The sequence below is a fragment of the Caldalkalibacillus uzonensis genome (assembly GCF_030814135.1).
Classification (GTDB): Bacteria; Bacillota; Bacilli; order Caldalkalibacillales; family Caldalkalibacillaceae; genus Caldalkalibacillus; species Caldalkalibacillus uzonensis.
In genome coordinates, this window is sequence record NZ_JAUSUQ010000004.1 from 29,958 (window position 1) to 51,861 (window position 21,904).

Here is a 21,904-nt window from a genome sequence, read left to right on the forward strand (position 1 = left end):
TGAAGCCGCCTCATGGTCACTAGCAGATTTTGAACAATGCCATCAATGACTGCTAACGTCAACTCACCTCCATCTTCATCTCTCCCTTGAGCAATGTATCAGCTTTCACTGCCCATTGTACTGCTGAATTGTTAACCCAGTGTTAAGATCAGGTAAAGATTACATTATAAATATTAACATTAAAAGTAAATATTGGCAATAACGTTAATATCAGGATGAAGAATAAAAATCCACTTTTACTAATTGTGACACATTTTTTTATTAATTTATTTTCATGACAGACACAAATTAATTCCGACACTTTTTTGTTAAAAGTGGGGGTCAAATTCTGATTCAGGACTTCAGCAGGTCCAAATTAGGAACAGTGGATCACCCTGGAAAACTTGACCAAGAACATATGTTCGTTTATACTGGTCTATACGGATATGTGTGCCAAGGAGGAAAGTACCATGAAATGGCAAACGCTCGAATTTTTTGTTGCCAGAGGACAGGCGATTCTGCCCGTTAACGTACCGGGAGAAGGGGATATCGTCATGCTGGTGGATCACCAGGGAGAGGAGTACTATGTCGGGGTGCATGCCCAAACATTTCTGAAACAGCTGCTCACCTATTTTGGGACCGATTTGCACACGTTGCGCCGCCGTTACGGTCAAGTAATCGGTAAAAAGAAAATGATTCCTTTGCCCCTGTCCAGCGGCTGGGTGCTCGCCCCATTCAACACCCGCCGTCCTATCGGCCGCCAGTCACGGACAGGCTGGATCCTGACCGAAGCGGTACAAGAGGTCCAGGAGCATGCACCTACCTTGTCTGAACTGAAGCTCCACCACTATACGGTGATGGTTTATCATTCCAAATTGTTCTGTCAGCAGCAGTTGCGCAGCGCCCGCCTGGTCCAGCTCGAATTCGACCAGCTCCACCAGCGCCGGCCGGTAGTGAAAGAACATCCGTGGCCCTATTCCCGCTGTATTGAACCATTTAAAAGTGACTTAAAATAACCCTTATCTAGCAACATACAATACGCCTGATCCGACCGCAGACCTTGTTCCTTGCCCCTTCCAATGTCAGTGTGACATCAACTTTCCCGGGAGGAGGAAAGGAACTTTTTGTTTGTACTAAAATCATTGCTACCGGCTTCGTAACACCTGTTTGCACCTGACAAGCGATTGGCCTGCTCTTTGTCCTGATCTTAGCTAACAGCGTAAAGTAAAGGTGCGCAAATAACACGAGGAGCCGGCTCCTCCACCCAGGAGGAGAAGCAAATGGGAAAAACCCCACACAGGGAGCCAGCAACTTTGCCTCCCTTTGAGCACATATATGACCAGTTTCAGCCGCTGCTCTACAGCACATTGAAAAAATACCACATTTACCGTGACAGAGAGGATATACTGCAGGTGGGCCGCCTGGCACTGTGGGAAGCTTATGTTAATTATGATCCCAGGCAAGGTGCTTTTGCTGCCTATGCTACCCGTTATGTCCGGGGTCGCATCCTCAATTACCTGAATAGAACACATAAACAGGCCATGACTGTTCCCTTCAGTGCGATACGTACAGAGGATGAAGAACAGGAAGTGGAATGGCCGGATCCGGCATCTGAAGAGCTTTATCAAAGCTGTGAATGGCAAGAACTGCTGGCGATGGTCGCGCAATTGCTGTCACCTAGGGAACAACTGATTTTTCAAGAGCATCTTCTGCATGACATGTCTCTGAGTGACTTGGCTGCCCGAGAACAAGTCTCCGTGCATACGGTCAAAACGTGGAAAAAACGGGCACTGAAAAAAATCCGCCGGGCATTGTCCCCCACTCTCTGACCAATCGTGTATATAGAGAGTGCATCCCGGGATGAGAGTTTCAAAAATCAAAGGTAAAAGGAGGTTGTAGTAATGGCTGTGATGAGCAATCCCTTTGACACCCGGCTAACCCTGATCTTTTATGTGGGAGATGATGAAGAAGGCAACCCGATTGAACGCAGCAAAACGTTCTCCCGGGTTAAGCCAACAGCTGCTGATGTGGATTTGTACGAGGTGGCTCAAGCTTTAGCTAGTCTGCAAACGTACACCCTGGTTGAGACCGAACGATCTGACCGGGCCACCTTGATCAATATCGAATAATGTAGAGGAGGTGAATCATAATGGCCAAAACATTGGAGTTAATTTTCGAAAATATGGAAGGACGGGTGGTACGCCTGACACTGGAATCCCCGGTGGAGCCAGCCGACCCGGCCCTTATCTCTCAAGTGATGGACGAGATTATTGCCAAAAATGTGTTTGATTCATCCGGCGGTGACCTTGTCCAAAAGCGGGGAGCACGCCTTGTGGAACGTTATGTGGAAGACATTGAGCTTCCGTAATAAACGCTGAAGGAAAGCAGGCTAAAACCAATGGGGAGAGGAGAGACTAATGTGTCGCCCTCTCCCTTAGCTTACTTGTTATGATGGAAAGGAGGCAAAGGGATGGATTGGGTTGCGTTAGTGGCGGAGATCAGCTTTCCTATTCTGGTCACCTTTTACCTGTTAACCCGGATCGAAAGCAAGCTGGAGCAGCTCACTTTCTCCATCCAATCTCTCACCCGGGAGGTCAGCAGCAAGACTGTTGGATTAAGTTATTCAGATAAACCGTTCCACCACACCTCAGACTCTCCGAAAAACAGGGGAGTAACATAAAGTGATACGGAGTTAAACTGAACCCGCAAGACATTCTTAAAGAAGCCCTAACCACCTTGGGCTGACTGTCAAGCAGACAGGGGGTTGTTCACCTCAGGTGCGGGCTTCTTTTTCTCTTATCCATTCTTTGAACTCTCTTTTTTCCTGATCAGTGACCAGTTTCTTTTGTATACCCTGGATGAAGCCAGTCTTTTCCTGTCCTTTCAAACCCCAATGCCTTAATGACGTCACTGGCCTGTGCTGACCCATTGATAATCAGATCGATATCATGCGTTGTGTATTGTTGCAAGGTATAGATTTCAATCGAAAGACCGCCAACGATAATCGGCCTAATCTGCTGCTGTTCAAGAAGTTCCGTCAGAATGGCATCCGTCGTCAACATGCGCTCAAATTTTGGCTTACCCTTCAGCTTGAGCAACTCCTGCCTAGCCTCTTGTAAGTTTATCAATCTTCAGCACCCTGCTTTCTTTATCATACTCAACTTTTGCGCTCTTGCGTGCCTCATCCATCATCCGCTTGGCGATTTGATCCAGCACTCTGGTCTCATCCGGATGACGAGGACGGTTACGTTTCATTTTCCAGCCTTGTGCTTTGGAGCGCATCCTAAACTTAGTGACAGCATTATCCACGTCCACTCTTCTCTTTTGGACCCTCTCTTTTATCTGTTCCAACGTTAGTTCTCTCATTGCTTTTCGTCCTTTACTTTTTCTATATTATACCATATTCCAATCAAACGGACACCTTAAGTGTTCCTCTGTGTAAAAGGTAATAATAATTCAAGAAATAGTGAGAAGTGTTCCACTGCAAACGGGAATTGACATTGATTTTTGGAAAGGAGATACATATGTTTCTTCATCAAATCGAAGAGGATTTGGAACTCAGGTTACTGCAATTGTATCATGCTGACGAGCTGTTTCGACTGGCCGACTGCAACCGTCCACATCTACACAAATGGCTTCCCTGGCTCGATTTTACGATATCCGTGACACACGCCAGGGATTTTATCAAAACCACTCTGCAGCAATATGCCCATAATGGCGGATTTAAATGCGGTATCTGGTATAACGGTGAATTAGCAGGCTTGATCGGTTACCATAAGATTGATTGGGCCAATAAAAATACAAATCTTGAATATTGGATTGGAAAGTCTTTTTCCGGTAAAGGCATCATGACCAAGGCATGCCGGGCGATGGTGGACCACAGCTTTACCCACTTGAAACTTCATCGGATTGAGATACGTTGCGCGGTGGAAAACAAAAAAAGCCGTGCGATTCCAGAACGGCTGGGATTTGTATTTGAAGGCATTATTCGGGAAGCGGAGTGGCTGTATGACCACTATGTGGATCATGCGGTTTACGGGATGCTGGACAGGGAATGGAAACCTGTCAACCGGTGATAAACTTGCCGATTTCGACAACATTTCCCGGGAAAAAGTGACGACAAAACAGTGGATTTAACAGTTTTCAATCAATCTGTTGTCAAATACAAACACCTCCTGCTCAGGTTTTGACAACCTTGACGGGAGGTGCTTTTTGTTGCGGGATAGTGACACTGTCCGGGAAACATGTGGCTGTTTATATCTTTTACACTGCTGGTTACTTAAAAATAGCGAGCGGCAAATAGGCGGACACCAGATAATGGGGCACATCGACCACTTCGCTGATTTTCAAATCGACGGCCACACTGGATAAGGCATACGCCTCTTGAGCGGAAAGGCCGTAATCTTGTTCAAGGTGTTCAATCATGTAGGAAACTGCTTTTCTGGTCGCTGTCATTAAATCCTCACCATAGCCAGTGGTGACGTAATACCCTTTTTCATCCACACCTGTGGTTAACGGACCTGGTGTGATAAATTGAGGTTCCTGGATTTGTTTGCCCTTGTGCAGCTTAAACTTGAGCTGGATATCCATCCCTGCTTCGATCGCTGTTCCACATACTTCACCATCTCCCTGGGCAGCATGGGTATCTCCAACCGAGAACAGTGCCCCCTCTACCCAAACCGGCAAAAACAACCGGGTCCCCCGTGTCAGGTGACGAATATCCATATTCCCTCCATTTTTGCGGGGCGGTACCACACTATGTTGTCCTGGTTCAGGCAAGGCTACCCCGATTGTACCAGGAAAAGGACGGATGGGAATCTCAATGTCGGGAGCAAACACAGCTGTCTGTTTGTCGGTCAAGTCCCATATTTTAAGGTAAGGTTGTGTAAACTGATCACTCAACAAGCCGAAACCAGGGATAATGGCCGTCCATCCCCAACTGGGCTGGCCAAAACCCTCAATCTCTACTTCCAGTGTATCCCCCGGTTCAGCGCCCTCAATATAGACAGGGCCAGCCACCGGATTGACCCGCTCAAAGTCCAAACGGGCCACATCCTGGGCTGTGGATTGAGCGGATAACTGCCCCCCTGAGGCGTCAAAAACTTCAAAGTTGACACTGGTCCCTGGCTCAACACTTAACACCGGTTCCAAGCTGTTGTCCCACACATGGTGGTGCTGGTGACGGTGAATGGTGTGCTTGCAATTATGCATGATAAAACCCTCCCCCAAATATAATCGTTTGTTCTCTTTCACAAAATATATGCCTTGCTGACTACAGCCTTGTATGTTCATTGTAACTTAAACCAGATGGCAGGCGACATAATGCTGCTCTCCCACTTGGCGAAACTCCGGTTCTTGGTGCCGGCATTCATCCGTAGCCACAGGGCAGCGGGGATGGAAACGGCACCCTGAAGGAATGTTGAGGGGACTTGGCACATCTCCTTTTAAAATGATTCTCTCCCTTTTCTTATCAATATCTGTGGAGGGAATGGCTGACAACAAGGCTTGGGTATAAGGATGTTTGGGGTTAGCATAGATCGCTTGCTTGTCTGCCAACTCAACCATTCGGCCCAGGTACATCACCCCGACTCTGTCACTGATATGCTTTACGACACTCAAGTCATGGGAAATAAACAGATAAGTGAGGTCATGTTCCTTTCTGAGACGGACCAGCAAGTTCAAAATTTGAGATTGAACCGAAACATCCAAGGCAGAGACAGCCTCATCGCAAACCACCAGTTTAGGGTTCACACACAAGGCACGGGCAATGCCGATGCGCTGCCGCTGTCCACCGGAAAATTCATGGGGAAAACGGTGAAAATGCTGGGGACCCAGGCCCACCTCTTGCAACAACTGATAGATATAATCTGCCGTCTCCTTAAGCGGCACAATACGATGATTGCGCACAATTTCAGACAGCATCGCACCTACCGTCATTCTCGGATTGAGCGAACCGTAGGGGTCCTGAAAGATCATTTGCATCTCTTTTCTTTTCTTCCTCATCTCCCGTCGGGACAGCTGCATCATATCTTCGCCTTCGAAGCGGATCGTTCCTGCGCTGGGCTCATGCAGCCTTAAGATCGCTCTGCCCATGGTTGATTTGCCACAACCCGATTCGCCAACAATCCCCAAAGTCTCTCCGCGCCTAATGTCAAAGGTTACGCCATCAACCGCTTTGACCACTTTCCTGTGACGGGAGAACAGCCCTTTTTTACCAACAGGAAAATGTTTTTTCAACCCCTCGACCTCAAGCAGTGTCTGACTGGATGGCGCCATTGCCTGCGTTGACATACTCTCCCTCCTTTTTCGGGTCCCAATCTTGCGTATACTTCCAGCAAGCCACCTGTTGGTCATCCATTTGCACCAGTGGCGGTGCTACTTCCAAACACATTTGCTGGGCAAAGGGACAACGATCGACAAACCGGCAGCCAGGCGGCATCTGATCCGGACTAGGCACGGAACCCTTAATGATGTGCAAATACTCGCGCTTCTCTTCATCTTCCAACTTGGGAATACAGTTTAACAGTCCCTGTGTATAGGGATGCAATGGCCTTGTAAACAGATCTTTTCTGGCGGCATATTCAACCGCTTTTCCCGCGTACATGACCAGCACATCATCGGCCATCTCAGCTACCACCCCCAAATCATGGGTAATCATCATAATGGCCATGCCCAGCTCATCTTTCAAGCGGTTCATCAACTCCAGAATTTGGGCCTGAATGGTCACATCAAGAGCAGTCGTCGGCTCATCAGCAATTAATAATTCCGGTTGGCAACTGAGCGCCAAGGCAATCATCACCCGTTGCTGCATGCCTCCGCTCAACTCGTGGGGATAGGCATGAACCCGTTCTTCGGGTGCAGGAATGCCGACCAGTCTAAGCATGTCCACTGCCTGCCGGTATGCTTCTTTTTTGCTCACTTTTTTGTGTAACATGATCGGTTCGGCAATTTGCTTGCCCACCTTTTGAACAGGGTTAAGGGAAGTCATGGGTTCCTGAAATATCATGGCCAGCTCATTACCCCTGAGCTTACTTAGCTCTCGCATACTTTTTCCAGTTAACGGTTCTCCTTTAAAGTAGATCTCTCCATCTGTGATCCGCAACACCTTAGGTAAAAGTCCCATGACAGCCAGAGAGGTTAAACTTTTGCCACACCCTGATTCTCCGACAATGCATAATGTTTTTCCCTTTTCAACTTGGAAACTTAATCCGTCTACAATGTGGAACTGCTGCTTTTTGTTGTGCAAAGTGATACGGAGGTGGCGGACATCTAATAACACTTCGTCCATATCAGCTCTTGTCCTCCTTATTTCAGCTTGGGATCCAGTGCATCACGCAATCCGTCCCCAAACAGATTAATAGAAAGTACCGTCAGAAAGATAAACAGCCCAGGGAACAATGCGATCCAAGGTGCATCATTCAGATACCCCTGGCCCATGGACAACATGGCTCCCCAGCTGGGAGTGGGAGGTTGTGTGCCTAAGCCCAAGTAGCTTAATGATGCTTCAGCAATAATGGCCGCTGCCGTCATTAAAGTGGCCTGCACCAAAATGGGCGGGATGCAGTTAGGTAAAATGTGCACAAAGATAACCCGCAGGTCGCTTAATCCCGAAGCCTTGGCCGCTTCTACATATTCCCGCTCCCGCTGACTTAACACCTCAGCCCTGATCAGGCGGATAATATTAGGAACAAAGACAATCCCAATAGCCAGCATAGCATTCTGCAGCCCGGCTCCCAAAATAGCTGCCAATGATAAGGCCAGCACCAGCGGAGGGAAAGATAGCAAGGCATCAGTAAAGCGCATGACGATATACTCATCAATGATACCTCGATAATATCCGGAAATGAGTCCCACCGGAATCCCCACACTTAAGGCAATGGCAACAGAAATTAAGCCTGCCTGCAAGGATACACGTGCTCCGTACATAACCCGGCTGAACACATCACGGCCCAATTCATCGGTGCCAAACCAGTGCTCGGCATTGGGAGACATTAAAAAGCGGGCATAATCCTGCTCAGTCGGATCATAGGGTGCCAACAGCGGAGCAAAGATGGCCATGGTGATCAGTAATAAAAGAAAAATTGCACCCAAAACAGCCAGTTTGTTTTGTACAAATCTCTCCAGCATCGCTTTTAACATGTTCAATTTGGGTTTTGGTTGCTTGGACATGGACTGGACCTGTTGTGTTGCCACTTTATTTGCTTCCATCTTACTGTCCTCCTGTCAATTTAATACGGGGATCAAGTATGGAATATAAGATGTCAATGATAAAATTAACCACAACAACAGCGACAGCCATGAACAACACGGCTCCTTGCACCACTGGAAAATCACGGGTTAATATGGCATCCACAATCAGGCGGCCCAGACCAGGGACTGCAAAAATGGTTTCAGTAATCACAGCTCCCCCAAAAAATGTGGCCAACTGCAAACCACTCACTGTGACAACGGGAATCAAGGCATTTTTCAGCGCATGTCCGAAGATAACACCTTTTTCCATCACCCCTTTGGCATACGCCGTGCGGATATAGTCTGCTTGCAGCACTTCAAGCAAGCTGGAGCGCAACATGCGCGTCAACTCTGCTGATAGGCGCACGCCAATGGTTAAAGCAGGCAAAATCATCAGTAACATACTTTGCTTAAAATCAACCCATGGTTCCACATATCCCGAGGGCGGAAGCCAGCCCAGTGAGACAGCAAATATGAAGATAAGCAAAATCCCCAAGAAGAAAGGAGGAATGGAGACCCCGCCCAAAGAAAACATGGTCCCCACATAGTCCCATTTGGTTCCTTTGCGTACTGCGCTTATAATACCAGCAGGGATAGCGATTAAGAGGGCTATGATAAAGGAAAATACCGTTAACTGAATGGTGACCGGCAGTTTTTCAAGCAGAATGGATAAGACAGGGGTATTATCTTTTAAGGAGACGCCAAAATCACCTTGCAAAATACCTGTCAACCAATTGAAATACTGGATATAGAGGGGCAAGTTAAGCCCCAGTTGTTCTCGCAAAGCTTCCAGCGCTTCAGGCGTGGCCTCCTGACCCAGCATCATGCGTGCCGGATCCCCGGGGGTCAGGTGTACCAGGGAAAACACAATGACACTGACTAAAAAAAGAATAACCAGCATAAGTCCCAAGCGGCGCAAAATAAAGACAATCACCTGTTTTCACCTCACTTTTGTTAGATTTGCTCATTGGTATCGTTGTTCAAGAATGAGCGTTAAATGGAACAAATGAAGTGTAAAGCTCACCTTTACACTTCATCTGTTCAGCATGAATCCGCTCTGTCAGCCCTGAACGGTCAGCACATGGGGATCCCCTTATTCAAAATAAACATCATGGAAGCGCATCATGGTGTCAGGCAGGTGTCTGAAACCCTTCAAGTTATCTTTATAAGCTGTAAAATCTAGTTCATGGTAAATGAAAATGTAAGGTGATTCTTCCTGGGCCAGTTCGGCAGCTTGACGGTAGAGCTCTTTTCGCACCTCGGGATCTGTTTCCGCCCGGGCCCGATCAAGCAGCTCGTCCATTTCAGGGTTGGAATAGCCATAGTTAATAGAACCATTGGAATGTAACAGGGGATGCATGTTTCCGTCAGGATCAACACGCCCGCTCCACCCCAAACGTGCGGCCTCAAACTCAAAATTATCCAATTGATCGATCAATGTGCCAAATTCCACAATTTCCAGTTCAACATCTATCCCCGCTTCAGCAGCCATGGATTGGATCATTTGGCCAATTTGCTCTTCCACCGGACGCGGATTAATTTTTAAGGTAAATGAAAACCCATCCGGATAACCGGCTTCAGCCATCAAACGTTTGGCTGCTTCCACATCACGCTCTTTGACCTGAATGCTTTCATCATACGCCCACGAACCAGGTGGAATTGCCCCTGCTGAGGGAATAGCAGCATCGCGCAAAGCAACGTTGACAATTGCTTCCCGGTCAATAACCAGATCAAGAGCATTGCGCAGCTCCTTCACATTAAATGGAAAATCTTTGTTATTCAGGTACAATCCCTGAAATCCAAGCGCACCGCTTTCAGATAAGACAATGCCGCTTTCATTTCTTAACCTTTCCACGTCTTTTGGAGGCACTTTGTTAATGATATCCAGCTCACCGGAAAGCAGGTTGGTCAAACGTACGTTTTCATCGCTGTAAGGTCTGTAAATGATTTTTTCCAGCTGTGGCTGTTCACCCCAGTAATCTTCATTCCGTTCAAGTACCAGACGATCTTGACGGACCCGTTCCACAAACTTAAAGGGCCCGGTTCCCACTGGTGAATTTCTGAAGTCTTCTCCTTTTTCTTCAATCGCTGTCGGGGAAACCATCATACCCGCCCGGTCACTCAAAACAGCCAAAAACGGACTGAATGGCTCTTTCAAATGAACTTCTAGTGTATGCTCATCTATCACTTCAATGGTATCGATAGATTGTAATTCAGCGGCACGGGGTGACCCATTGTTTGGATCCATCATCCGCTCAATATTAAACTTAACCGCTTCGGCATTGAACGGTGTGCCGTCATGGAAGGTCACTCCTTGACGGAGATAAAAGGTATATACGGTGCCATCATCAGAAATCTCCCAATCCTCTGCTAACTGGGGGACGAAGTTCAGTTGTTCATCAATATCAACCAGCTTATCATAAAGGTTTTGGTACACTTGACGATCAACCGCTGCTGTGGAGAAATGGGGATCGAGCTGCGGCGGATCATCGTCCAGGCCTACAACCAGTGTTGTTTTGTCCGCTGATTGACCAGCAGACTCGCTTGCTTCCTGCTCTCCCTCAGACGGGCTCTCTGTTGGTGCCGCTTGCCCGCAGGCACTGATCAACATTAAGGTCACAGCCAACAGAAAACAAAGTTTAAACGTTCCTCTCATCTTGTTTACCTCCACTTCATGTTGTTATAGTAATATTACTCAAATTCATAATGGCCGAATCAACAAAGGAAAAGGAACTTTCCGACAATTTTCTCTCAGCTGCCCTATTCTTTTACTTTTATCCATTATGACCTCCCTCTTAACAAAAGATATAGCAAAAAGACTATTATAATTGCTAGTTTTCTTACATATTGAAGTAAATTATAGACAGATGTTTTCATCATGTCAATACATAATTTAAATAACTTATTCGATGATGATAACTCAAAAAGCAAAAATCCTGCCGGTTAGTCATAACATAAGCTCAGGAAAGAAACAATGCGCCATAAACCAGCGCCCCAAGAATCACATAAGCAGGGTGGATCTTCCACTTTTCCAACAATAAAAAACTGGCGCCTGTCAGAAATACCGTTTGCACCATCCCTACCCCTTCCCAGCTGGTGACAAAGAACTGATAAGCTAACACACCCAGTAAAACAGCAATGGTTGGCCGTATCAATGCTGTCATACGCTTCACTTTTGGTGAGTTCTTAAACTTATTAAGCAAACCAAGCAGAAAGATCATGGCAATCAAGGACGGGGCTACTGTAGCAAATAAAGCCACAAAAGCTCCAAATAGCCCTCCCACTTCGTACCCAATGTAACCGGCCATTTTGGTCGCAATGGGACCTGGAAGCGTATTGCCAAGCGCCAGGAGTTCGCCAAATTCCTCCATGGTTAACCAGCCATAACGATCCACCACTTCTTTCTGGATGAGCGGTATGGAAGCCGGTCCGCCGCCGTAACCCACGGTCCCAGGTATAAAAAAAGCTAAGAACAGATGCCAGTAAACCAATTATGCCTGCCCCCTTTTGTCTTGTTGCCGTCAATTCAAATAAACTCAAATATCGCTTAAACTGAAATGTCTTTCTGTTTGTCTTCACCTTGACGCCCAACAGTCCCCTGGTCCCCTTTTTCCCCCGCGGAGCCAGTCTTCTCAGCAGAAACGTATTCTTTTCCAAACAGGGCATATACAATTAGTCCGCCTATTAATAGAGCGGGATGTACATGCAAAAAATGATAGGCAATAAGGCTCACTACACCAAGAACGATGGAAACAGACCAGCCCAACCCCTGCTGAGAGTGCTTAAAGAAAGAATAGGCCAAAGCCAGCAACATGACCCCAACAACTGGTGCTATGGCCTTGGTCATCCCTTGCACAACAGGAGAATCGCGAAACGAAGCCAGAAATCCGATCAAAGCGATCATTAAGATGACGGTGGGTAGCACAGTGGCCACGATGGCATTAATGAGTCCCAAGACACCCGCCACTCTGTAACCGATGTATCCAGCCATTTTGGTGACGATGGGGCCCGGCAAGGTGTTGCCTAAGGCCAAAATATCGTTAAACTCCTCGTCCGTCATCCACTTATAGATTTGCACAACCTCTTTGTGGATAAGGGGGATTGAAGCAGGCCCTCCTCCGTAGCCCAGCATACCTGCTCGAAAAAAACCAACAAAAAGATCTCGATGCGTTTTTAAGTCCACCTTGTATTAATACCTCCCCAGCCATCTCTTGACAAAATGTAAGCAAAACATTGAATTAAATATACATTTAGTTATAATAATTTGTCAATAACTTATAAATTAGATGAACAAATATACTTTTGGGTTCCTTGTTGTTTAGAGCAGCACAGAGGGCATGACTATTTAGCCGAAAATTCAATATTTATGACAAGGAAGGAAATTTCAGTTATAATGGAAACATAACATTTTACATCGAGCGCAGGTGAGATGATGAAGATAGACAGTACAGACTTAAAGATTCTGAACATTCTTAGCGAACATGGCCGTATGTCTTATGTAGACCTGGCCAAAGAACTGGGCTTATCTCGCGTTGCTGTCCGCGAACGGATTAACCAACTGATGAAAGCGGGCGTGATCGAGAAATTTAGCGTGGTGATCAACTCCGAAAAAGTAGGCAAAAAAGTATCCGCTTTCTTTGAGGTGGATTGTGAACCTTCTGCTCTTGTTTCAGTGGCCGAAAAACTGGTGGAAAACCCTGCTGTAGCCAGTTGCTATCAAATGACAGGCCCCAGTACGTTGCACATGCATGTTTTGGTGGAAGACTTTGAAAAGCTGGAAAAGTTTATTAACGAAGAACTGTATGCCTTAAAAGGCATTACCCGTGTGGAAAGCCACATTCTTTTACGCCGTTTCAAAAGCCGGACAGGCTTAAAATTGTAGTGCAAGATGTTAAAGGACTCCCACCTTAAAAGGTGAGAGTCTTACTGCGACTACCAGGCTGCGATCTGGCCGTCTGTGCGCGGTTCGGTACCACCGGCCAGGACACCCGTATCCGGGTCGCGCCAAATAATTTGTCCCCGGCCAAAGCCGCCATGGTCCAAGGACCGCTGTATCTGATGGCCTTTTCGGGCCAGAGCCTGGGCGATGTGTTCCGGGAATAACGGATCTACTTCCACCACTTTGTCTTTGATCCATTGCCATCTGGGCGCATCCAAGGCAGCCTGAGGATTGAGCTGAAAATCAATGGTGTTCATAATCACTTGCACATGGCCTTGGGGCTGCATAAACCCGCCCATAACCCCAAACGGGCCAACCGGCTGATCCCCTTTGGTCAGGAAGCCAGGGATAATGGTATGGTAGGTCTTTTTACCTGGTGCCAATGCGTTATCATGCTCAGGATCCATGGAGAAGTTATGACCCCTGTTCTGCATGGCTATACCGGTGCCCGGAATCACGATACCTGATCCAAAGCCCATGTAGTTGCTCTGGATAAAGGAAACCATATTACCTTCCCCATCAGCGGCTGCCAAATAAACCGTGCCTCCTCTGGGTGGCTCTCCTGCCTCTGGTTGTAAGGCCGTCTCCGTGATCAGACTGCATCTTTGTTCCGCATAAGCATCATCCAGAAGGGCTTCAACCGCTACGCTCATCTGATCGCGCTGGGTGATATATTTTAATCCGTCACTAAAGGCCAGCTTCATGGCTTCAATTTGCTTATGATAGGTATCCACACTGTCCTTGGCTTCAAACTGAAAACCTTTTAAAATGTTGAGCGCCATCAGCGCAACAATGCCTTGGCCATTGGGCGGAATCTCCCACACATCATAACCCCGGTAGTTGACTTTAATGGGATCCACCCATTCCGGCTGGTAGGCTGCTAAATCTTCTTGGCGCAGGTAACCGCCATGTTGTTTGGAGAACTGTTCTATTTTTTCGGCCAGCTCTCCCCGGTAAAAGGCCTCCGCTTTGGTTTCGGCAATGGCCTGGAGCGTGCGGGCATGATTTGGAGAATGCCACACTTCCCCAGCTTGTGGTGCTCGTCCCTCTGGGGCAAACGTCTCAAACCAAGGACGGAATTCTACTCCCTTCAATTTGTCGCTGAATTGGTTAAAGGCTCGCTGCCAGAAATAAGCCAGCGTGGGGGTGAGCGGATACCCCTCTTCTGCATAGCGGACAGCCGGTTCCAAAACATCTGTCAGCGGAAGCCGGCCAAAGCGCTCAGACAGCGCTGCCCAGGCTGCAGGTGCCCCAGGTACGGTCACCGGGATCCAGCCGTGGGTGGGTATAGACTCGTGACCTGCCTGTTTTAGTTTATCAATGGAAATCGCTTGCGGTGCCGGACCGCTGGCATTTAGACCGTGCAGCTTCCCCTGGGTCCACACCAAGGCAAAGGCATCCCCGCCAATCCCGTTTGAGGTTGGTTCCAGTACTGTTAAGCTGGCCGCGGTGGCAATGGCTGCATCGATCGCATTGCCCCCTTTTTGCAATATCTCCAATCCCGCCTGTGCAGCAAGGGGTTGTGAGGTAGCCACCATCCCCCGCTTAGCGTATACTGTCATCCGCCGGGACGGATACGGGTGATATAACGGATCGTAATGTACCATACATTTTCCTCCATATCTGCGATTGTGCTTTCACCGCTAATATTGCGCTTTTTCATTTATTTTCCGAATGGTTTTATTATATTTAAAAATGGTTTTGAAATCAAGTAATACAGAACATTAATGAAGTTGAATAAGGTTATTTTTATTCCTTTTGTGAAACTTTCAGGCAAGTGACTTTCTTTTTGTAAAATAAAATAACCGCCCCGAGTGGGCGGCATACTTAAAGGGAATTGCATTATTTGTTGATTTCAAAGGGACTTTTTCCCTCCTGCACAATACGAATCATCAACTCTGCATTAGGGTAACCCTTAGTCTGATACAGCTGAACAACACGTTCCACATCATAAGGCACCCGCTGAATGGAGACGCTGTAACCCGGCCCATCCGTTTCCACAAGCACATAAGAAGCTAGGGGCAGTCCGTCAAAGGGCAGTCCCACGCTACCCGTATTAATCACACATTTACCCTGGAGAAAGCGAACAAAGGGCAGATGAATATGGCCATACACGTAAATGTGTGCTTCTTTGTCCTTCATTAACGCTTCTTCCAGTTTTTGTGGGGTTGAATCTGGCCAGACGACATCGAACAAGCTGTCCGGCACAGCATGAAAACCATGAATCTTCAACTGTTCACCCAAGGTGAGGTGCACTTCCTCCGGCAATCGGGCCAGGTAGTCCAGATCTTGATCAGTTAATTCCTGTAGGCACCACTCCCGCTCCTGGTTCATGACCTCCACAAAAGCCTCTGGCACTTCCCCTTGCTGTACGCCGCGAACGGTCCATTCATCCACATTACCTTTAATCACCTTGGCATCCAGTTGTTGCACAAGTTTCAACGCACGCTTTGGTTCCGGGCCACGGAAACACAGATCACCTAAAACCACCACTTGGTCTGCATTATTCTGCTCTAAGTCTTCCAGCACGGCTTCCAAAGCAACTGCATTGCCGTGAATATCTGACAGAAAAGCTATTTTCATGCCATACCCTCCCAAACAGTCTGAAAGCAGAGACAACTACCGATATCTTATAATATCACCATCACCATTATACCATGACCACCTTAGCCCACATAAATGAAAGAAATAGATATCTTTTGAATACACATAATAATAGGTACATTCCCTATAAACTTGATACTTTGGTTCAATTCGGTATAATTCTGTACCATATCACTTGCAGTCTATGGGCTGGAAGAATAAAGGAGGTTACACAACATGAAAAAAATGAATATCCTGACGGCTATTCTCTTCGCCTTTGTGGCTGCCATCATCTGTGGCGCACTTTTCGGATCTGCCATTGAGGTCGTCAAACCCCTGGGCGATCTGTTTCTGAGACTGATTCAGTTTATCATTGTTCCGCTAGTCTTGGCCAGTCTTGTTGTAGGTGTGGCCAGCACAGGTGATCCGAAAAAACTGGGCCGTATTGGTGGCAAAACCATTGTGTATTATCTGGGCACCACCCTGATTGCCATTACCATCGGTCTCACGATCGCCATAATTCTCTCACCGGGAGGCGGGGTAGATATCCCTCAGCAAGTAGAAGCACCCGAACCAAGAGAAACAGAAGGCTTTATCCAAACCCTGCTCAATATCATTCCTACTAATCCTTTAGCTGCTTTGGCTGAGGGGGCGATTCTGCAAATCATCTTCTTTGCCATCTGTCTAGGTTTGGGTATCACGCTGGTTGGAGAGCGGGCCAATCCGGTTTACCATTTCTTTGACGGTCTGGCTGAGATCATGTACCGCTTGACGGGCATCGTGATGGTTTTGGCTCCCATCGGTGTCTTTGGCTTGGTCGCTCCGGTCGTAGGACAACACGGTCTTTCTGTTTTGCTGCCCTTGTTGAAAGTCATTGTGGCCGTTGGACTGGCCTGCCTGCTGCATGTCCTGATCACCTACTCCATTCTGGTCAAAACACTGGGTAAAATGAGTCCGCTTAAGTTTTTAAAAGGAATTGCTCCGGCAGGAATTGTGGCCTTCAGTACAACCAGCAGTGCGGGTACATTGCCTGTCACGATTAAGAATGCCCGTGAAAATCTGGGTGTCTCCCACAGCACAAGCAGCTTTGTGTTGCCTCTAGGTGCCACGATTAACATGGATGGGACTGCTATATATCAAGGGGTGGCTGTCATTTTTATTGCTCAATTTTTCGGTTTGGAACTGACTTTCACACAGTTGCTTACCATCGTCCTGACGGCTACATTTGCCTCAATTGGAACGGCGGGAGTCCCCGGAGCAGGACTGATCATGCTGACCATGGTATTGACCTCGGTGAACATGCCCTTAGAGGGAATTGTCCTGATTGCCGGCATTGACCGCATCTTAGATATGTTCCGTACTTCTGTTAACGTTGTGGGTGATGCTTCTGCTGCTGTGGTGGTCGATGCTTCTGAACAACGTTACGCTGGTCAATACGCCGATGGACAGGACCAAGGGATGACAGGTTGAATATCATTCCTTTTAATTTCTTATTGTGCTCATAAGAATGATATAAGGCGCTTGATTCATATCTGCCCCTCCTAAACCGTTCAGTAGCCGAACTGGATCGTTCGGTAATATAGATAAATAAGCACCCATAGCATAAGTTTAAAGCCACCTGGCAAAGGTGGCTTTAAATCGTTAAGGCGATATAAGTTTAACCCGTGTGAACTTAAGTGGTATCCCCCTTAATAAGTTCAACACTCACAATGGTATTACTGATCATGTCTTCTTCATGGCCGCCTACCATTTTGATCAACGTTGAACATAGTACTTTTCCAATTTTGTCGATGGGCTGTTTAATGGTTGTCAGTTTAGGCAATTGGAGCATGCGGGTAAAGCTGTGAAAGTCATAGCCGACGATTTTCAGTTGTTCAGGCACTTTAATTCCTTGCTGGGCGGCATATACATACAGGGCATAGGCCACCAGATCATTGCTGCAGAAGATACCATCGAAATCGTTCAGATACTTGGATACCTCATGGGTAATCAGATCCCGATAGTAATCAAAAGTGAGGCGGTTAAATTCGCACTCGACAATTTTAAAGGGAATGTTGTGCTGCATACACTTCAACTTAAACGCATCGGCACGCCTGTTAGGCAACATATCCAGTTCCAGAGGGCCAGAAATATGCAACAACCGCTGGCACCCCCTGCTTATGAGGTGTTCCGTTGCCAATTCCCCACCCAGAAAATTGTCCGAACCGACATAAGGAATTTCCTCTGATATAATTCGGTCAAATGAAACAATGGGTAACTTCACTTTTTTGTATTCCTCAATGTCTAGAGTATGGCTGCACATGATAATCCCGTCTACCCGGTTTTCACGCAACATGGCGATATACTTTGCCTCTTTGTCTGGATCGTCGGAGGAGTTACAAATTAAGATCTTATAGTTTTGTTCATGGGCATATATTTCAATATATTTAATCAGTTCAGCAAAGAATGGATGGTTGGAATCTGGAACAATCACCCCAAGCAAGTATGATTGGCTTTTTTGCAAGGCACGGGCGATTTGATTGGGATGATAATCGATTTCTGCCATCGCTTGCTCCACTTTCCGGCGTGTTTCTTTGCTAATATACCCCCTATTATTTAGCACCCGTGAAACGGTGGTCACAGAAACGCCCGCTTTTTTAGCCACATCTTTAATACTGGGCATGGTGCTTCCTCCCTTCTCGCTACCCGGCTTGCTATCATCAACAGCCGGTCTGTGGATTCTACGATTGGGATAACAGTTTCTTACCTACCATCATTATACGGTAAATCTAGGAGCAAGTATAACACAGTTATGGTAACGTTACCACAAACGATAAGTTGTTTTGCTTACTATAAACACCTTGATTAATCACTATATATAGGAAGTCAAAAAATATTAGCAGAATAATTTTATAAAAATATATGAAAACGTTTGACATAAATTAAGGGGTGATAGTAGAATAGCATTGAAAACTCTTACATAATGAAGATAAGGGGGAGAACAATGAAAAAATTTTGGATTGTTTGCTTAACTCTGCTGCTTGCCTTGGTATTAACGGCTTGCGGGGAAAACGCATCTCAAAACGATTCAGAAAATGGTGACTCACAAGCCCGTGGCGGGTCTGCGCCCACTGAGATTTCTATTTTATTAAGCAAACCTGAAATTGCTAAACCTTTTGAGGAAACCGTGAAACGTTTTGAAGAGGAACACAACGTTAAAGTAACTGTAATACCTTTGGCCGGACAAACGCCATTTGAAAAAATGTCGTCCTTATATTCTTCCGGCAACCCGCCCACGATTATGATGGTTTCCCAGGAATTTGACACCTTTAAGGGCCACTTTTTAGATTTAACTGACCAACCCTGGGTGGAACATGTCCTACCTGGAATGACAGATTTTGTAACTGTTGACGGCAAAATCTACGGCATGCCAGTGACAGTGGAAGCTTTTGGCTTTATTTATAACAAAGCTGTCGTGGAAGAGGCCATCGGGGGAGCGTTCGTTCCTTCAACGGTTAAAACACACCAGGACCTGGAGAGCCTGTTTAAGCAGCTGGCTGCCTTGGAGGGTGTTGAAGCCATCCACGTTTCTCCCATGGACTGGTCATTGGGTGCACACTTGACCAATCCTTTCTTTGCCGCCCAATCTGAAAACCGTGAAGAACGTCACCAATTTATGCAAGACTTAAAAGACGGCAATGTCAGTCTGGCTGACAACAAGGTGTTTAACGGCTGGCTGAAAACCTTTGATCTCATGAAGGAATATAATTCTGAAAAACATTCTCCTTTGGGGACAAACTACGATGACGGCCCCCTTGCTTTGGCCGGCGGCAAAGTTGGCCTGTGGTTTATGGGTAACTGGGCTTATCCCCAATTGCAAGAATTAGACCCTGATGGGGAATACGGCTTTATCCCTGTACCGGTCAGTGACAATCCTGATGATTATGGTAACAGTCACATTTCCGTAGGGGTTCCTTCCTACTGGGTGGTGGATGATTCCAGATCCACACCTGAACAACAGGAGGCAGCACTTCAATTTTTGAACTGGCTCGTCTTGGATGAAACAGGTCAGGAGTATGCTGTAAACAAATTAAACTTGATCCCGGTCTTTGACAATTTCCAGATTAAACCTGAGGATTCTCTCTCCCTCTCCATTATGGAGCACATGGAATCTGGAAATACCCTGGAGTGGATGAACTCGTACTACCCTGCTGATGCTTGGCCCTCAATGGGTGCATCCCTGCAGAAATATTTAGCTGATCATATTGACAAAGATACATTAATTGCCGAACTTGAATTGTATTGGAATAGTGTCAAGTAATGAAACAGAGTGGGGTAAGCTTCGTCTTATCCCACTTTTTACACCATGATGTTAGGAGGAGCCTGCATGTACGGGGAACGTACACTATTGGAGAGAGTTAAGGTTTTTTCCTTGTTTGCCTTTATTCCGCTTTTTGCGTTTACAGCGGTCGTCATGATCCCCTTTTCGCTTGGAGTTGTGATGACTTTCACAGATTGGGCTGGCGTATCCACCTCAATCACATTTAAAGGATTAGAAAACTACCAAATTGCCTTTAGTGATCCCAATTTTGTTGCTTCCCTGTTTATAACGCTTAGATATGTGCTTTATACACTGGTGTTGACCAATGTGATTGCCTTTGGCCTGGCTTTGCTTGTCACCAGTGGGATGAAGGGGCAAAATTTTTTTCGCATGGGCTTTTTCACACCCAATCTGATCGGCGGCATTATTTTGGGCTTCATCTGGCAGTTTATTTTTTCCCGCGTTATCGTTTATCTAGGCGAAGTCTTAAACTTGCAAATGTTTTCTTCCTCGTGGCTGGCTGACCCGCAGAAAGCGTTTTGGACTCTGGTTATCGTTGGTGTTTGGCAATCATCCGGCTATATGATGCTGATTTATATCGCCGGTTTAACGGGAATCCCCAAATCCCTGCTGGAGGCGGCCGAGATTGATGGCGCTTCGAAATGGCAGCAGTTAATCCGGATTAAAGTGCCATTGATGATTACTGCCTTTACCATTAGTGTGTTTTTAACCTTGCAACGCAGCTTTGTGGTCTACGAAGTCAACTTATCGCTAACCAACGGCGGACCATTCCGTTCCACAGAGTTACTTTCTATGCACGTTTATAATGAAGCCTTTTTATATCAAAACTTTGGACCTGGTCAAGCCAAAGCCTTTATTCTCTTTTTGATTGTGGCAACCATTGCCATCATCCAGGTCAGGGCCATGAAAAAGTTGGAGGTGGAGGCCTGATGCAGCACAAAACTTCGACTGTGGTCAAGCCGGACAGCAATGCGCTCCTCAAAACGCATCCGCTGAAGCAGAAGCGGAAAGGGATCATACTGTTTCTGCTGTCCAGCATCCTGTTTGTCCTGTATATATTTCCCTTTGCCCTCGTGGTGTTAAATTCCTTTAAGGAACGTCTGGATATTGTGCAAAATCCCTTTTCACTGCCGGAGCAATTTAGTCTGGAAAACTACATATGGGCTTACCAAACCATGAACTTTCCAGCGGCTTTTATCAATTCCCTTATCATTACTGTCTTTTCCGTAGTGATTATTATTGTGTTTTCTTCCATGTTGGCCTACTTTTTAGTACGGTGGAAGTGGAGAATGAATCACTTCATTTTGTTTATGTTGGTGGCTTCCATGATTATTCCTTTCCAGGCTTTAATGATCCCTTTTGTTTCAGTATATGGAAACTTAGGCCTGTTAAACAGCAAATGGACCCTTATCTTTTGTTACTTGGGGTTTGGAGTCAGTTTGGCCACATTTATGTATCACGGCTTTATTAAAAATATTCCCAAAGAATTGGAAGAAGCAGCTTACATTGATGGTGCATCTAAACTACAGGTATTCTGGTATGTGGTTTTCCCGCTGTTAAAACCCATCACCATTACCATTGCCATTTTGGATGTACTGTGGATTTGGAATGACTTCCTGTTGCCTTCTCTGGTGCTCATTGATGAGAGCAACCGGACCATTCCCCTGTCCACGTTCTACTTCTTCGGCCATTATACCTCTGAATACGGCGCCGCAATGGCCGCCCTGGTGTTAGCCATCATTCCGGTCATCATTTTCTATTTGCTGATGCAAAAACAAATTATTAAAGGGGTATTGGAAGGGTCTATTAAATAATTAAGACACAACACGGCAACTAGAAAATAGATCAAAGGT

At 46.4% G+C, this 21,904-nt stretch carries 24 protein-coding genes; 11 read left to right on the forward strand and 13 right to left on the reverse strand.

Annotated features, from left to right (window positions below; translation table 11 throughout):
- The first annotated feature begins 449 nt into the window (after nt 1-449).
- The 5 genes from J2S00_RS06420 to J2S00_RS06440 all read left to right on the forward strand — a co-directional run bounded on the left by J2S00_RS06420 (nt 450) and on the right by J2S00_RS06440 (nt 2,659).
- Nucleotides 450-995, forward strand: a complete 546-nt coding sequence (locus J2S00_RS06420) for a hypothetical protein (protein WP_307337017.1) — start codon at nt 450-452, stop codon at nt 993-995.
- A 264-nt stretch (nt 996-1,259) separates the two neighbouring features.
- Complete coding sequence (locus J2S00_RS06425) at nt 1,260-1,808, forward strand: sigma-70 family RNA polymerase sigma factor (RefSeq protein WP_307337020.1); 549 nt, start codon at nt 1,260-1,262, stop codon at nt 1,806-1,808.
- 72 nt (nt 1,809-1,880) lie between these two features.
- Entirely contained in the window at nt 1,881-2,108 is a 228-nt protein-coding gene (locus J2S00_RS06430) for a DUF1659 domain-containing protein (RefSeq protein WP_307337023.1), read from the forward strand.
- A gap of 20 nt (nt 2,109-2,128) precedes the next feature.
- The gene (locus J2S00_RS06435; RefSeq protein ID WP_307337025.1) at nt 2,129-2,347 is read left to right on the forward strand and encodes a DUF2922 domain-containing protein; all 219 of its coding nucleotides are present in this window, start codon (nt 2,129-2,131) and stop codon (nt 2,345-2,347) included.
- A 102-nt stretch (nt 2,348-2,449) separates the two neighbouring features.
- Nucleotides 2,450-2,659, forward strand: a complete 210-nt coding sequence (locus J2S00_RS06440) for a YvrJ family protein (protein ID WP_307337028.1) — start codon at nt 2,450-2,452, stop codon at nt 2,657-2,659.
- 148 nt (nt 2,660-2,807) lie between these two features.
- Here the strand turns inward: J2S00_RS06440 and J2S00_RS06445 are convergent, their stop codons facing one another.
- Nucleotides 2,808-3,107, reverse strand: a complete 300-nt coding sequence (locus J2S00_RS06445; protein ID WP_307337030.1) for a hypothetical protein — start codon at nt 3,105-3,107, stop codon at nt 2,808-2,810.
- A complete protein-coding gene (locus tag J2S00_RS06450) occupies nt 3,085-3,345 on the reverse strand; it encodes a hypothetical protein (RefSeq protein WP_307337033.1) in 261 nt (86 codons plus the stop codon). The genes J2S00_RS06445 and J2S00_RS06450 overlap by 23 nt, the downstream gene beginning before the upstream one ends.
- Before the next feature lie 158 nt (nt 3,346-3,503).
- On the opposite strand from J2S00_RS06450, the gene J2S00_RS06455 reads away from it, so the two are divergent.
- Nucleotides 3,504-4,055, forward strand: coding sequence for a GNAT family N-acetyltransferase (locus J2S00_RS06455; RefSeq protein WP_307337037.1), 552 nt, complete (start codon nt 3,504-3,506; stop codon nt 4,053-4,055).
- 199 nt (nt 4,056-4,254) lie between these two features.
- On the opposite strand, the gene J2S00_RS06460 is transcribed toward J2S00_RS06455, so the two are convergent.
- From J2S00_RS06460 to J2S00_RS06495, 8 genes are all read right to left on the reverse strand, one after another.
- The gene (locus J2S00_RS06460; protein ID WP_307337040.1) at nt 4,255-5,190 is read right to left on the reverse strand and encodes an acetamidase/formamidase family protein; all 936 of its coding nucleotides are present in this window, start codon (nt 5,188-5,190) and stop codon (nt 4,255-4,257) included.
- 87 nt (nt 5,191-5,277) lie between these two features.
- Nucleotides 5,278-6,270, reverse strand: a complete 993-nt coding sequence (locus J2S00_RS06465; protein ID WP_307337044.1) for an ABC transporter ATP-binding protein — start codon at nt 6,268-6,270, stop codon at nt 5,278-5,280.
- Entirely contained in the window at nt 6,227-7,267 is a 1,041-nt protein-coding gene (locus tag J2S00_RS06470) for an ABC transporter ATP-binding protein (protein ID WP_307337047.1), read from the reverse strand. The genes J2S00_RS06465 and J2S00_RS06470 overlap by 44 nt, the downstream gene beginning before the upstream one ends.
- A gap of 17 nt (nt 7,268-7,284) precedes the next feature.
- Nucleotides 7,285-8,187 carry an ABC transporter permease gene (locus tag J2S00_RS06475; protein ID WP_307337050.1) on the reverse strand — a complete coding sequence of 301 codons (903 nt, stop codon included), beginning with the start codon at nt 8,185-8,187 and terminating at the stop codon, nt 7,285-7,287.
- 1 nt (nt 8,188) lies between these two features.
- Nucleotides 8,189-9,142 (reverse strand): nickel ABC transporter permease, encoded by a 954-nt coding sequence (gene nikB, locus J2S00_RS06480; RefSeq protein ID WP_307337053.1) that lies wholly within the window; start codon nt 9,140-9,142, stop codon nt 8,189-8,191.
- Between the two features lie 159 nt (nt 9,143-9,301).
- Nucleotides 9,302-10,864 carry an ABC transporter substrate-binding protein gene (locus J2S00_RS06485; RefSeq protein WP_307337055.1) on the reverse strand — a complete coding sequence of 521 codons (1,563 nt, stop codon included), beginning with the start codon at nt 10,862-10,864 and terminating at the stop codon, nt 9,302-9,304.
- Nucleotides 10,865-11,168: 304 nt separating this feature from the next.
- The gene (locus tag J2S00_RS06490; protein WP_307337058.1) at nt 11,169-11,699 is read right to left on the reverse strand and encodes a chromate transporter; all 531 of its coding nucleotides are present in this window, start codon (nt 11,697-11,699) and stop codon (nt 11,169-11,171) included.
- Between the two features lie 56 nt (nt 11,700-11,755).
- Complete coding sequence (locus tag J2S00_RS06495) at nt 11,756-12,391, reverse strand: chromate transporter (RefSeq protein WP_307337061.1); 636 nt, start codon at nt 12,389-12,391, stop codon at nt 11,756-11,758.
- A gap of 249 nt (nt 12,392-12,640) precedes the next feature.
- On the opposite strand from J2S00_RS06495, the gene J2S00_RS06500 reads away from it, so the two are divergent.
- A complete protein-coding gene (locus J2S00_RS06500) occupies nt 12,641-13,090 on the forward strand; it encodes an Lrp/AsnC family transcriptional regulator (RefSeq protein WP_307337063.1) in 450 nt (149 codons plus the stop codon).
- A gap of 50 nt (nt 13,091-13,140) precedes the next feature.
- On the opposite strand, the gene J2S00_RS06505 is transcribed toward J2S00_RS06500, so the two are convergent.
- Complete coding sequence (locus tag J2S00_RS06505) at nt 13,141-14,754, reverse strand: gamma-glutamyltransferase family protein (protein ID WP_307337066.1); 1,614 nt, start codon at nt 14,752-14,754, stop codon at nt 13,141-13,143.
- A 235-nt stretch (nt 14,755-14,989) separates the two neighbouring features.
- Complete coding sequence (locus J2S00_RS06510; RefSeq protein ID WP_307337068.1) at nt 14,990-15,730, reverse strand: metallophosphoesterase family protein; 741 nt, start codon at nt 15,728-15,730, stop codon at nt 14,990-14,992.
- A 237-nt stretch (nt 15,731-15,967) separates the two neighbouring features.
- Here J2S00_RS06510 and J2S00_RS06515 point away from each other — a divergent pair, with 237 nt between their 5' ends.
- Complete coding sequence (locus J2S00_RS06515) at nt 15,968-17,200, forward strand: dicarboxylate/amino acid:cation symporter (RefSeq protein WP_307337070.1); 1,233 nt, start codon at nt 15,968-15,970, stop codon at nt 17,198-17,200.
- A gap of 202 nt (nt 17,201-17,402) precedes the next feature.
- Here the strand turns inward: J2S00_RS06515 and J2S00_RS06520 are convergent, their stop codons facing one another.
- A complete protein-coding gene (locus J2S00_RS06520; protein WP_307337073.1) occupies nt 17,403-18,392 on the reverse strand; it encodes a LacI family DNA-binding transcriptional regulator in 990 nt (329 codons plus the stop codon).
- A 321-nt stretch (nt 18,393-18,713) separates the two neighbouring features.
- Between J2S00_RS06520 and J2S00_RS06525 the strand changes: the two genes are divergently transcribed.
- The 3 genes from J2S00_RS06525 to J2S00_RS06535 all read left to right on the forward strand — a co-directional run bounded on the left by J2S00_RS06525 (nt 18,714) and on the right by J2S00_RS06535 (nt 21,865).
- Nucleotides 18,714-20,030, forward strand: coding sequence for an ABC transporter substrate-binding protein (locus J2S00_RS06525; protein ID WP_307337076.1), 1,317 nt, complete (start codon nt 18,714-18,716; stop codon nt 20,028-20,030).
- A 66-nt stretch (nt 20,031-20,096) separates the two neighbouring features.
- Nucleotides 20,097-20,981 carry a carbohydrate ABC transporter permease gene (locus J2S00_RS06530; RefSeq protein WP_307337079.1) on the forward strand — a complete coding sequence of 295 codons (885 nt, stop codon included), beginning with the start codon at nt 20,097-20,099 and terminating at the stop codon, nt 20,979-20,981.
- The gene (locus tag J2S00_RS06535) at nt 20,981-21,865 is read left to right on the forward strand and encodes a carbohydrate ABC transporter permease (protein ID WP_307337081.1); all 885 of its coding nucleotides are present in this window, start codon (nt 20,981-20,983) and stop codon (nt 21,863-21,865) included. Before J2S00_RS06530 ends, J2S00_RS06535 begins: the two co-directional genes overlap by 1 nt.
- Nucleotides 21,866-21,904: the final 39 nt, after the last annotated feature.